Annotated in this window: 14 protein-coding genes; all 14 read right to left on the bottom strand. The window is 37.9% G+C overall.

The window, feature by feature from the left end:
- Positions 1–24: 24 nt before the first annotated feature.
- Positions 25–1,890 carry an oligopeptide ABC transporter substrate-binding protein gene (gene opp4A, locus ACFOY7_RS11795; RefSeq protein WP_390252291.1) on the bottom strand — a complete coding sequence of 622 codons (1,866 nt, stop codon included), beginning with the start codon at positions 1,888–1,890 and terminating at the stop codon, positions 25–27.
- Between the two features lie 17 nt (positions 1,891–1,907).
- Entirely contained in the window at positions 1,908–2,804 is an 897-nt protein-coding gene (locus tag ACFOY7_RS11790) for an ABC transporter permease (RefSeq protein WP_390252290.1), read from the bottom strand.
- Positions 2,805–2,822: 18 nt separating this feature from the next.
- Positions 2,823–3,785 (bottom strand): oligopeptide ABC transporter permease, encoded by a 963-nt coding sequence (opp4B, locus tag ACFOY7_RS11785; protein ID WP_390252289.1) that lies wholly within the window; start codon positions 3,783–3,785, stop codon positions 2,823–2,825.
- Positions 3,786–4,718 carry an ABC transporter ATP-binding protein gene (locus tag ACFOY7_RS11780; RefSeq protein WP_390252288.1) on the bottom strand — a complete coding sequence of 311 codons (933 nt, stop codon included), beginning with the start codon at positions 4,716–4,718 and terminating at the stop codon, positions 3,786–3,788.
- Positions 4,705–5,724, bottom strand: a complete 1,020-nt coding sequence (locus ACFOY7_RS11775; protein ID WP_390252287.1) for an ABC transporter ATP-binding protein — start codon at positions 5,722–5,724, stop codon at positions 4,705–4,707. Before ACFOY7_RS11775 ends, ACFOY7_RS11780 begins: the two co-directional genes overlap by 14 nt.
- A 401-nt stretch (positions 5,725–6,125) precedes the next feature.
- Positions 6,126–7,013 (bottom strand): VanW family protein, encoded by an 888-nt coding sequence (locus ACFOY7_RS11770; protein WP_390252286.1) that lies wholly within the window; start codon positions 7,011–7,013, stop codon positions 6,126–6,128.
- Positions 7,014–7,129: 116 nt separating this feature from the next.
- The gene (locus ACFOY7_RS11765) at positions 7,130–7,933 is read right to left on the bottom strand and encodes a phosphotransferase family protein (protein WP_390252285.1); all 804 of its coding nucleotides are present in this window, start codon (positions 7,931–7,933) and stop codon (positions 7,130–7,132) included.
- 53 nt (positions 7,934–7,986) lie between these two features.
- On the bottom strand, positions 7,987–8,280 hold the full coding sequence (locus ACFOY7_RS11760) for a hypothetical protein (protein ID WP_390252284.1): 294 nt from the start codon (positions 8,278–8,280) through the stop codon (positions 7,987–7,989).
- 151 nt (positions 8,281–8,431) lie between these two features.
- Positions 8,432–9,520 carry a DUF4179 domain-containing protein gene (locus ACFOY7_RS11755; protein ID WP_390252283.1) on the bottom strand — a complete coding sequence of 363 codons (1,089 nt, stop codon included), beginning with the start codon at positions 9,518–9,520 and terminating at the stop codon, positions 8,432–8,434.
- On the bottom strand, positions 9,504–10,049 hold the full coding sequence (locus ACFOY7_RS11750; protein ID WP_390252282.1) for a sigma-70 family RNA polymerase sigma factor: 546 nt from the start codon (positions 10,047–10,049) through the stop codon (positions 9,504–9,506). The genes ACFOY7_RS11755 and ACFOY7_RS11750 overlap by 17 nt, the downstream gene beginning before the upstream one ends.
- 162 nt (positions 10,050–10,211) lie before the next feature.
- The gene (locus tag ACFOY7_RS11745; protein WP_390252281.1) at positions 10,212–10,832 is read right to left on the bottom strand and encodes an NUDIX hydrolase; all 621 of its coding nucleotides are present in this window, start codon (positions 10,830–10,832) and stop codon (positions 10,212–10,214) included.
- A 456-nt stretch (positions 10,833–11,288) separates the two neighbouring features.
- A complete protein-coding gene (locus ACFOY7_RS11740; RefSeq protein WP_390252280.1) occupies positions 11,289–12,158 on the bottom strand; it encodes an AraC family transcriptional regulator in 870 nt (289 codons plus the stop codon).
- Between the two features lie 142 nt (positions 12,159–12,300).
- Positions 12,301–12,705 (bottom strand): VOC family protein, encoded by a 405-nt coding sequence (locus ACFOY7_RS11735; RefSeq protein WP_390252279.1) that lies wholly within the window; start codon positions 12,703–12,705, stop codon positions 12,301–12,303.
- A gap of 257 nt (positions 12,706–12,962) precedes the next feature.
- On the bottom strand, positions 12,963–13,217 hold the full coding sequence (locus ACFOY7_RS11730) for an HPr family phosphocarrier protein (RefSeq protein ID WP_390252278.1): 255 nt from the start codon (positions 13,215–13,217) through the stop codon (positions 12,963–12,965).
- Between the last annotated feature and the right edge of the window lie 257 nt (positions 13,218–13,474).

Below are 13,474 nucleotides of genomic sequence, written 5' to 3'. Positions count from 1 at the left end.
GAAGAGGCCTGTTTCCTTATGTTCCTATTCTGCCGCTTCCGGCTCTTCTGCTGTTACGGCTATTTCATGTCTGTAAATTCCATGTCCATCACCGATTGCATAGTTTTGGATACGATTATTAACAGGGACAAGTTCAGCTCGATATAATGTCGGGAAGGCTGGTACTTCTTCCACCATTAATTGCTGCCATTCCTTGTAAGTCTTAATTCGTGACTCCACATTAAATGCCGCCTCAGATAATCCTTCATTAATTAATTGTGTATTTTCCTCATTAGTCCATCTGGTCATATTGTAAAAAGATTGCTCGCCCCATAAGCCACCTGGATCCACATCAATTCCAACATTCCATGCTGCCTGATAAATATCGATATCCGGATCATCCGCCTCGACACGATCATAGAATGAATTAAATTCATGCAGGCGTCCGTCCAGCATTTTTACATTTAATCCGACTTGTTCCCATGCCTGAATATAATATTGGACTAGTGGTTCTGCTATTTCACCGCCACTCATCGAGGCAAAGTTAATCACAAGCTCATTACCTTCAGGATCTTCACGGTAATTATCCCCATTTGTATCAACATAACCAGCTTCATCGAGAAGTTGTTTCGCTAATTCCGGATCATAAGCTAAGCCTTCATTCTCACTATCATGGTATTCAGGGTGTGATGGTGGAATTAATGTCGTACCAGCCCATCTTAAGCCATGATAGAACCTTTCCCCAACGGTATTGTTATCAACTGCATGTGCCATCGCTTTACGCAAATTCACATTCGCCATTTTGGATTCAGGATCATAGATATTGACACCATTCTCATCATCCCATTTTCCTAACTTAAATCCGATATACGTATAAGCACGGTCTGTTACACCAAGCCATGTCACATTAGACATTTCTGCATTGTCAGGGAATTGATCAACAGGGAAACTGCTGACTAAATCCACCTCCCCTTTTTTCAGTGCCTCTACGACCACATTTGGATTTATTACTTTTAATGTTACTTGATCAAGCTTTGGCTCACCTCTCCAATAATCCTCATTTTTTGAATAAACGACTGATTCCCCTGGTACAATGCTTTCCACTTTATATGGACCGAAGCCAATCGGATGCTGGCGTACTTCCGGAGAAGAAGAGATGTCAGCAACATTCATCTCACCGAAAATATGCTTTGCTAATGGATAGGTCCAAATACCACCTGTTATTAGGGAAGGGGTTGCTTCATTGTAAGTAATCTTTAACGTTTTCTCATTAACTATTTCAATCCCGGAAATCGTATCTGCTTCTCCATTATGATATGCTTCTATGCCTTCCACATTTCTAAGTGTGCCATCAAAGCGAACCCCATCATAATCAGGGTGTGCGATTACTTCATGTGCAAATAACAAGTCCTCAGCCTTTACTGGTTCCCCATCATGCCAGTTTACATTGTCCCGAATCGTGATGGTAGCCGTTTTGTTATCTTCTGACATGGTATATGTGGCAGCTCCATCGTTTGTATACACGAAATTTTCATCCCATGTCAGCAAACCTTCATCGAACCATTCTAATACTTGAACATCTGGATTACCGTCATAGAAGTTGAAATTTAATATACCATCAAAAGCAGTATCTGAAACAAGTCCGAAGGTTATTTCACCACCTTCAATTGGTGTTCCATCTTCCCCTTTTATATTGGTGAAATCATCAATAGAGTAGAGTCCATCTGCTTCTTCGCCTTCTTCTTCCGCATCTCCTCCGGTTTCCTCTGTTTCTTCTGTCTCTTCACTTTCTACATCCGTTTCCGGATCATCTACCTCTGTTTGATTCGTATTTTCACTACATGCTGCCAGAACCATAACAACCGCTGTAACCAATGCGAAGAAAAACCAACGAAATCTTATGCTTGACATTCTCATTCCTCCCTTTTTTATCCTCTTCTTTGTTTTGCGTCTGTCGCGCGTTTCAATGCTTGACCGACGTTATTTATACTCAACATCAGAATTAAAATTAATAATGATGCAGGTAACCATATCCACCAGCGAAACTCCAATGTTTGCGGGTTTCTCGCATAGCTGACAAGTGTCCCTAAACTGGGTGTACTCTCTGGAAAACCAAAGCCTAAAAAGGAAAGCCCTGATTCTAACCCAATATTGGCAGCCAAATTCAAAGTCATTGTGACAATAATCAATGAACTGATATTCGGCAACACTTGTGTAAAAATAATTTTTAAATGAGAAGAGCCTAGTGTTCTAGATGCATTAACATAATCCAGCTCTTTCTCTTGCAAGGCTTTGGAACGAATTAAGCGGGCAATCCCCATCCATAAAAAAGCTGACATGATAAAGGAAAAGGACATCACCCCATAATTGGGAACAACACTAACAAAAACAATGACAATCATTAATGTTGGAAGAATCATAAAGAAATCTAAAATGCGCATTAAGACATTATCAATCGTTCCCCCAAAATAGCCGGATACGATGCCAGTTGTTATTCCGACAATCCCGCTAATAAGTGTTACCAGAATCCCAATAGAGAGGGAGTTTCTCGTACCAATGATTAATTGACCAAATACATCCCGACCGCCATAGTCAGTCCCAAGCCAGAAATTTTCCGATGGCGGCTCATGAATGGCAAATAAATCAACTCTAACAATTTCAGATTGATTAAGAAAAAAAGAAATCCCATAAACAAATGTCATAATCACCACTAAGAAAATAAGCGATATAAGGGCAATTTTATCCCGTACAATCTCACGCCATAAAATACTCCAACTTGATGGACTTCGCATTGGTTTTTGTTCCACTGCTTCTGATTGAAACATCTTCCCACCTCCTCCATGCTATTTCATTCGAATCCTAGGATCGATAATGCTCAAAATAATGTCTGAAATCAATGCACCTAATATTGATGCGATCCCAAACAACAGTACGAGTGCTGTCACAACACTTGTATCCCGCTGCATTAATGAACTTAAAAACAATTGTCCTATTCCCGGGTAACTGAATATATTTTCAATGAAAATGGATCCACCGATCAAACCGGTAATCTCGTAGCCAAAAAATGCGGCAACCGGCAGCAAGGAATTGCGGAAAATATGATTCCGGTAAATTCGGGACTCACTGACACCTTTGGACCTGGCAAGTAAGACAAAATCTTTCTGCTTTGTATCAATTATCTCACTTCGTAAATACTGGACGGTTGATACAGTCGTAATGAGAGCCATTGATAGTGCTGGAAGCAGCATATGATAAAGCTTGCTTATAAAATAATCGAGTGTGCCAGGAACCATACCCGGTTCAACACTGCCACTTGTTGGAAACCAGCCTAACTGAAAACCAAAGAGAAATAACATCAGAAGAGCAAAAATAAAAATAGGGGCAGCAAATCCGATATAGGTATACCCAGTAATCAATCGATCAGCAACCGTATCATTATGGCGACCACTAATTAAACCAAGTGGAATTGCAATAGCATATGTTAAAATTAATGTCATGACAGAAAGCCAGAAAGTATTGATTAGTCGCTGATTAACTAATTCAGATACTGGCAGTTTATGCTGAAAGGATTGCCCGAGATTTCCTTGAAAAACATTTGTTATCCAATTCCAATACTGCACATACCATGGGTTATTTAAGCCAAGCTTTTCCCGCTGTGCCTCAATTGCCTCTGGGCCAATATTAGGATCAATTAAACCTGTTAGTGCATCACCCGGCATCATTTTGGCTAAAATAAAGATCACAACACTTAATAAAAGAATCTGTGGAAGCATAATCAGGACCCGCCGAATGGTAAATGTCCACATCTAATGTCCCTCCCCTGGCAATGCAGCAAAATGACTGTGAGATACTGGTTTTAAATCATAAGCAATGCCATCATCATCAAAATAATTTGCAATGGTTTTATCAAAGTCACGTTTCACTTCTTCTCTTAATGCCGCTCGCTTTTCGCGGTTTTTCGGATCAATATCTGGAATCGATGAAATTAATCGTTTCGTATAAATGTGCTGCGGATTTTGATAGATTTCTTCCGCACTCGCCTCCTCTACCAAACGCCCTTTATACATAATTCCGATTCGATCACACATATGCCGAATAATTCCCAAATCATGACTAATAAGCAAATAAGTTAAATTCAAATCTTTTTGCAAATCCTTCATAAAATTTAAAACCTGTGCCTGTACCGACACGTCCAGGGCAGAAACTGGCTCATCGGCAATAATCAGTTTCGGATGTAATGCAATGGCACGAGCAATGCCTATTCTTTGCCTTTGCCCACCAGAAAACTCATGAGGATATTTCAATATGCTTTCACTGCTTAAACCTACCTGATTAAGTAATTCTCCTACACGACTATACTCTTCCTGTTTTGACATTCTTCCAAAATTACGCAGCGGTTCCGCAATTATATCCAAAACACGCTTTTTCGGATTTAAAGAAGAATAAGGATCCTGGAAAATCATTTGTATTTCTTTTTGAATTGTTTTTGATCGCTTCACACCAACTAAATCCTGGTCATTGTAAACAACTTTGCCTGAAGTCACTTCACTTAATCCGATAACTGCTCGCCCTGTCGTTGTTTTACCAGAACCTGATTCACCGACTAATCCATAGGTTTCTCCTTGCTTTAATTCTAGTGAAACACCATTGACCGCCTTCACATGGCCAACCACCCTTTTAAGCAAGCCACTTCGGATGGGAAAATGTACATGTAAATCCTCGACTTTAAGAAGCGCCATGAGTAAATCCTCCTTCCTTTTCATCTAAGAAGTGAAAATGTTTATAACACGTACACCTTACATAATGGTTTGGGTTGATTTCATGTAATGTTGGTTCTTTTTCATGGACGTCTTCTGAGATCCAAGGGATTCGCGTTTTAAATCGGCATCCTGTACGTGGCAAGCTTGGTAATGGCGGGACAACTCCTTGAATAACATATAACCGGTCTTGTTTGGACGAGGCTTGTGGTACAGATTCAAGTAATGAGCGTGTGTAGGGATGTTGCGGGTTGTCAAATAAATCAGTTACTGGTGCCATTTCAACGATCTGACCTGCATACATAACAGCAACTCGGTCAGCCATCTCCGCTACAACACCAAGATCATGGGTGATCAATATCACTCCTGCATGCATCTCCTTTTTTAATTTCATGATTAAATCAAGTATCTGTGATTGAATGGTTACATCCAGAGCAGTAGTCGGTTCATCAGCAATTAATAAGCTCGGATTATTTGCAATGGCAATTGCTATTACCACTCTTTGTCGCATTCCACCAGAGAGTTGGTGTGGATATTGGTTAAATGTATATTCAGGACGTGGAATTCCTACATCGTTCAACAATTCCAGCACTCTTTTTTTCCGTTCCTGCTTCGTCATTTTCTGATGCAACAACAATGTCTCTTCAATTTGTTCTCCAATAATCATTAGAGGATTAAGTGCTGTTAGCGGATCTTGGAAGATCATTCCTAATTCCGAACCGCGTAATTGATTTAATTCAGACACGCTTGCATTGGCAATATCATAGCCTCTGTAGTAGATATGACCATCGATCTTCGTTCTGTTTTTGTTGTGTAACCCGATTACAGAAGATGCGAGTGCACTTTTGCCACAGCCTGATTCTCCAACTATAGCGACAATTTCATTTTTATTTACTTCGAGTGTGACATCATCAACCGCTGCATAATAATTATCTTTTATTTTAAAAGAAGTTCGTAAACTCTGAATTTTAAGCAAACCATTTGACATTCTCTCACCCCGTTATATTCTTTTTTTTGTATTTTGAGCTTAAAATTGTTGATATTTTTGTTAAGAATACCAGCCCACTGAAAACTCGATGAAGTGTTTGATTAAAATTATTTTATGTCTGAACCTTTATTCGGACAATAATAATGTAAAGTAATCTAACGAATTGTTTTCAATACTTGTAAAAACTCCTTTCTCCACTTGTTAGGTAAACGCTTACAAAATAGATTTATCCACTTTGTTTTGTAAGATTTATTATTTTCAAAAGAAATAATCAAGTCTAATCTCCTCCAACTGCATTTTTTAATTACATCCCTGTATTACTATCCTATTCTTGTATTTAAATAATATTAAAAAAAGTCGATCCATTATCAGGTCGACTTTTTGCCTCTTTTTGTGAACTGCTAGGAAGCATCAGGCACTTCACGCGGTGTATATTCAATTTGTTCGGATGAAAAAATGTTAATCATTACTTTACCATCTATTGTTTTAGACCGAATAAGCAATGGCTGATTCAAATTATTTTTGAACGTAAAATCAGGTCCATACCAGCTGACCGTTGCATCACGGCCTGGCGGGACATAGGGAACTTTCTTGCTATGGGAATACCGCTCAATCATTTGCACACCAGCACGGTCCACGGCATTATACAATGTAGATGACACCTGGCAAATTCCTCCGCCTATTCCCTCCGTTAATTCTCCTTCTACAATTTCAGGAGCAGGTAAATAACCTTTCTCTTCCGTCCTTTTTCCAACAACCTTATTAAACGAGAAGGTCTTACCAGGAAAAACAACATGGTTATTAATCGCTTCAGATGCAAGGAAAATATTATGAGACCTTTCCTCATTTTTATGATTAAAATAGGTTACATATTGACCAATTTGCTGTGTTCGAATATTTGCAAGCAGCTCACTGTCAACATTGGGGAAAATCTTCATCATTGGGACTTCTACCTTAGCAGAATCATTGGTAAAAAAATAGCTGTATAACATCTCTCTAAATTTTTTCCGGTCCATTTGATACCCGGCTTTTTCCGGAACAATTGCTCCATTTTCGTTAATCGTTGCATCAACTGCTTCTTGGTAAACTTTTTTGTCAATTTCCTCCATGAGCTGTTTCAATTTCTCTTCATCAATTACTGGCTCATCAAAAAATGGCACACTCACTTCCGCTCTACTAACATTCGCAATCGCTTCCCCTTGATAGGTAACCACCAAGTCCACTGCATCACTGGAAATATGGATTGAATGAAATAACAAAAAAAAGATCGTCATACCTATTATTTTCATATACTAATCTGCCTCCCATCATTAGTATGATTTAAGAGGCATGATTTCATGTATAAATTATAAATAATAAAACAGGGAGTATGGAGTATTGTTCCTGTTGTTCACAACATTCCATTCTAAAAAAACTCATATAGACCGTTAGCAAAATACTCATATTCCTCATTATCGATGATCTTCTTACCATAACCCTGGAAGAACATTTCTTTATCATTCTCGCTTTCAAACAGACCAGGTTTAGGTCTGATTGAAAGCGAAACATCATACCTTGGATCGCCATAAGTTCCTCCAGCCCAGTCGATCACCGCTGATATTTTTCCATTTTCAACGAGAACATTGTCCATCGTAAAATCACCATGAATTAAGGTTGGTGCAAATGCTTTCGGTTTATTGCTTGATATTTTTTCAAGTAATATCTTTGATCCGTCAACCTTGTAGTTGGCTAAATTATATTCGGCATCTGCTAACATAGCCTCCAGCCAAGGTTCTTCTTTCATTAACTCTTTAGGACATGCTGTTGAATGTATTTGATGTAGCATTTTTCCGAAGTTATAAATCAATTCGCTTCTCACAGCCTGATTCGTTTCTTTCGATAGAGCTGTTCTTAGTGTTCTTCCTTCCAAAAACTCCATGAGAAGCCAAACTTGAGTCTTGTCACTATCGATATCAAGTTTCTTTATTTTCGGTACTGGTATTGTTGTCTCTGTCGACAAGCAACGCAACACAAAATGCTCCTTTTTTAGCCAAGCGTTGTATAGTGGATCTTTCGCCCTTTTCAATGCCAATGAAATTCCGTTACATTCAATTATTCCCAGATCAGATGTGCAGCCTTGTTGGGGAAATCTGATGGAATGGATCTCTCCAGCATATTGCTTTATAGTGTCGGGTATTTCACTGATTTGAATTGGCTGCAATGATGACACCTCACTTGTTTAGCATATTTCCTATTTAGTCATTTTACTTCGCAACCACCCTGCTAAAACACGCTAATTACAAAAGGTACACTAAATAAAAATACGGAAATAACAACTAATGCCAAAGTTACAGGCCTTGATAATTTCACCCTGCCTTTGCCATGATACCACCCAGAAAAATGCCACTTATTTCTGTATAGGACAAACAGTAATACAAATAATGCGATTCCTCCAAGCCATGAATATTTTTCAATTTGTTGATTACCTGTATAGATGTTTTCAATAAGTGCCCACCCAACTCCACCAAGCAGGCCGAATATTAAGATAATGCGGAGGATCTCTAACAATACTCTCATTTCTACCACCAACTTTATATAAGTTTACACCATCCAATTTTAACATAAAAATCCATATTACTCTTTAAAACTTGCCATTTTTATATAGAATAAAACTAAGGCTATCTACCCAGATTTTTGTGGTAGAAGCCTTAGATTACATATAAGATTTTTATTGTGGTATTTTTACTTTGAATGATTCAAATTCAATCGGCTGTAAAGTATTCCCTTCAAACTCTAACTCTTTTGATTCACCATTTTCATCCACCTCTACTCCTCCTCCACCAGCAGGAAGGGCTAAATATGGAGTAATTGTTAATTCAGTTACAGTCGAATCAATTGGATCAAATTCTTTGCTGCTTTTATATACCATTTTACCGTTCACTATTTCTCCTGATCCTCCGCCTGAATAACTTGTTATTTTATTTCCATCCTGGTCTACTATCATGAATTCAATATATTGTCCACGACTTAATTCAAAGTTATCTCCTTCCTCCAAACTCTCAAAGGACATACTAACACCAGCTTCACTTAATGTTAATTCTGTTACAGTAAGTTCCACGCCATCAGCATTTTGTGTATGTTGAACAGGTATTTGTTCCATGTCAGTAATTTTTTCAATCGGTGTAGTGAAATACCATGTTTCCCCATCTTCTCCGTGTAAAATTAATCCGAGATCAAATGCCTCTGGTAAATCCTCGGATACAGCGATTTCCTGAATGGCTGTGCGAACTCTAGAAGATTGGATTTCTTCACCGTAACTGCCAGAGGAACTTGCCGGTAATTTTCCATTTATTGTTACATCCATCCCTGCACCAAAGTATTCTTCTTCAAGTTCTTTTTCCGATTCAATAATAAGACCAACTGTAATTTTATTTGGAGCATATAAAACTTCATCAAGCGTAACCGAAATGCCATTAACCGTCTGTGTTTCCCCAATTCTACTTGTTAAGCCATTCTCTTGTGCTTGTTGTAATCCAATTAAATCAGAGTTACCGAAAACAGAACCAATAAAAGGTATCTGGGACAAACTGCTTGCTAATGTTGGTGATAAGTAGGATGAGCCAACTAATATAGTAAACATAGCTGCAACACTTCCCAAACCATACAAAATCTTTTGTCTACTCTTTTTCATTCTGCTTTTCTCCCTATACTTGGTCTTACTGTTTATTTGTTCCTCCGCTTGTACAATCCCCGCCTGAATAGCTGATCGAACATCTGTCTGTGGAAAATTTTCCGTCTCATCATGTAATTTTTTCATTTAATTTATAACTCCTTTCCAACTCACTTTTTAAATTTTTCTTCGCTCTGCGTAAGTATGTTTTTACCGTACCAACAGGTTTTTCCATGACTTCAGCGATATCTGAAATCGACAGGTCGTGATAATAAAATAAGATGAGACAAGTCTGGTAGGATGATCGTAGTTTGGATAACGCCTCACTTAAATAAAAAGATTCTATTTCTTCCTCCTGCTCGCGATCCAATCTTTTTAATAATTCATTCTCCTCATATGGAATCATCTTATCCCGGCTTCTTAAGAGACTGTAACACTCACGGATAAGGATCCTGAACAGCCATGTGGAGAAATATGCCGGATTCTTTAATTGACCGATTGCCAAGAATGCTTTACAAGATGTTTCCTGAATTGCATCCAATGCGTCTTCTTTTGAACGCACATAAGAAAGTGCTTTATAATACAGCATTCTTTCTTCCTTAATAAGCAATTCCTCAAAAGCTCTAGCATCCCCATTCATTGCTTTCTTTACTGTATTAATATCATGTTTCACCATGTTACCCTCCTTTCACTAACTTAGAGTCAACAGATCACATGGAAAGTTTCAATTTCGAAAATTTTTCTCAAAAAAAAGTATGTTTTGATCTTTTGAGAATCTAAACATACTATCAACTATCTGTCGCGGTGTCCTTACAGTATACGGAAACTTGCAATCTGCTTAGAGGTGAACTTTTATTTTCCCAATAACTGTTTGGTAGAAATCAGCCTGATGGGGTACAAATTTATCTCTCCCTGCACGATCTTCAACAAACTTTTTTTCACCAATATCATTTATCGCAAATCCGCTAATATCTATCTTATCTTTCTCACCTATCCACAATGCTTCAAAATCGGTAAATTTCACTTTAACGATTCCCGCGACTTCTTCTTTTTGTAAAGTGAAATCTTCCATTTTTTTATTAGTTTTCAATAGATATACATTGGCAATTTCTTTATCAATAAAATTTTCTTTTGTCGTACAATAATGGATCACACCTAATGGGGTCAATTCTTGAAAACTGACACTAATCCCTAACTCTTCATCAATCTCTCTAACTCCATCCTCTACCGTTTCATCTGCTAATAAATGCCCTGCAGCAGTTATGTCGTAAAGGTTAGGATAGTCTTTCTTATTGGCACTTCGTAATTGAAGGTAAATATAATTGGTATCCTCCTCTTTGCCAACAAACCAGCAGTGAAACACTTCATGCCAGTATCCCAGCCTATGTACATCGCTTCGGGTAGCTGCGCCTATTTCATTTCCTTTATTGTCGAAAATCTTCAATTGTTCTGTTTCCAAACGATTCGCTCCTTTGTCATAAAATGAGGCTTTTTCCTAATTTATTTTTACTTTTTATCCAAACCAGACACTATACCATCAATCGAGGGACTCCCTATAGTAAAATAAATGCCGAATCCGGTATTCCAATGTGGAATATTAACTTTAGTGAAAATAGGAATATACTCCTCTTATACGTACAACATTCTCATTACATTTTATATTAACATAAAATCCCAACAATTTTACCATCAAATAAAAAAATAAGGGACGCTGTTAACCGAGAAAAGATTCCCTCCCACCAAGAATTTTGTTATCATATGTACTGAATATGTAAGTAAATAGCTAATAAAGAAAAAAAAAAGGAGTTCGATATTCTCCATTATGCTATGAATTACAGAGATAAATAGCCATAAATAAGTCTGCAATTTGTGTTATTAGAAACAAAAACAGGGCAGTGAACCTGCCCAGCTGTGTTTATTTATTATCAATAATCGGAATCCATACCTCACTTCGATAATCCTCATCATTCGGGTTGCCTGGCAGATATACTTCAAGCTCTGGTGCATTCGCGTGCTCATATCCTGTTGATGGAAACCATTCTGAAAAGATGCGCTTCCACACTTTTTGAATAGCATCTGGCATTGGACCAACTGCTTCGAATACTGCCCATGTTGCTTTCGGAATTTCTTTTTCCACAAGTTCTTCCATTGGTGCTGCCTCTGTCTTTTCCATACCAATTACATAAGTAAGTTCATCCATTTGTGGAGCAAATTCCATACAAACTCCTAATACCCCTAGTTCCCCTGAATGCTCGATCAGTTTCTCGACTGTTCCGTCCCCATTTAACTCTTCCCAGAACTGTGGGATTCTTTTAGAATTTTCTCCATTCTTTGTTGATGTTCTAATCTCTTTCCCTGCAACTTTAAAGCCTTCTCTTTTTTCAATTCGGTAATTCATATCTTCTTCTCCTTTTAAATGAATTTGAAAGGAAAGCTTAGGATATGCCTTTAAACGCTGCTTTGCTTTCCGTGCTTGAGAAGGACTCATACCGTGAACGATACGAAAGGCTCTGGAAAAAGATTCCGGGGTATCATATCCATACTTTAAGGATAGATCGATTATTTTCGAGTCTGATGCAATCAGTTCTTGGGCAGCCAGTGTTAATCTTCTTTTTCGTATGTATTCTGCAACAGTAACACCTGTAATCATATGAAATAATCGCTGAAAGTGAAATTTTGATAGATAGGCAATCCCTGCCAGTTTATCTATATCTACTTTTTTATCCAGATGCTCCTCTATATACTGAATCGTATCATTCATTCGCTTAAGTCCTTCCAATCCCATAACCTCCCTTTCCAATACTATCTTAACTGTTCTTCATTGCTTTTTCCTGTCATTGTGTGCGCTCTAATGATAGGAGAATTAACTTATGACTTACTTCACAACTTTTGAGAGCCTTCATCCATTTAGCCATGTGTAAACCCTATCATTCCATCTTCTTATCTACCGCCAGTTTACTCCATACGTCAAATTGATTCCCATCCAAATCTTGAAAAACAAAGTTTCTTCCCGGGTGTCCTCTATTCTCAATTTCTCCAACTTTAATACCAGCATGTCTGAAGTCTTGATGGATTGCTTTTAAGGCATCCAATCCATCCACTTCAAAAGTTAAAGAGAATCGCTCTTCCCCATGAATATCTATAAAATTAGCAGTTTGCTGCCCATTTGATTGTACGAGAAAGAAGCTTTGGTTTGCTAGATTCACAATTGCTTTGTCTTCATCCTTATAGCTTAACTCCCCGCCCAATTTATTCACATACCATTCAGCTGAAAGCTCTACATTGGTTACAGGTATATATGTTGTACCAACTCTCTCCAATTTATGTTTCATTAGTGACCCCCTCCTTTTCATAAATACGTTATCCAAAATTCGGGAATAATTCCCCAATTATTTCGCCCAATTGATGAACAGCTGTATCAGTGAGTTCTTTTTTTGACTGGTCAAGAAAAACACTTTATAAGCTCCTCGATATTAGGGTTGAAAATAGTCATCCAATCACCCTTAGCCTTTTGGATAATTATACCACAGGGGCAGAATGTATGTTCTTTTTATTTTCAATCAAATCCTACTTTTCAAAAAATTCTATTTCATGGGATTATTGCTTCTAAATATTCACAGATCGCAACGAGTGCCTCCTTATCATCATCACCTTTCGTGATAATCGTAACATCCATTCCTTGACCAAGATTAAGGGAGAGCAGACCTAAGATACTTTTCACATCGATATGATAATTATTGGATTTTAATTTGATATCGCTCTCAAAATTTTGCGCTAAATTCGTCAGACCTGCCATTCCTTTTGCACCCAACACTCTATTTACTGTTAATTCTTTTACATACATACGATCAGCTCCTTCTTTGTTTATTATGTCCAAAAAATGAAGCTGTATCACGTAAACTGGCGGGAAAGATTATCTGTCCCGCCTTGTTTATTCACTTACCTTTATCATTCCTGTATCATCAATGCATTTTAGTGTTATACGTTTCATCTAAAACATATTCTCTTGAATATTCCCAACAACTAATTCCAGTTACCCTGTTGCTCTCTCTTGCAGTTCCCCTACAGGTAACTCAGCATTTCCCTCTACCAGCTCAAATG

This window comes from Gracilibacillus xinjiangensis (genome assembly GCF_042651765.1).
GTDB classification, from domain to species: Bacteria; Bacillota; Bacilli; order Bacillales; family Amphibacillaceae; genus Gracilibacillus; species Gracilibacillus xinjiangensis.
The sequence above is the reverse complement of the archived record's forward strand: the minus strand, read 5'-3'. Positions and strand labels throughout refer to the sequence as shown.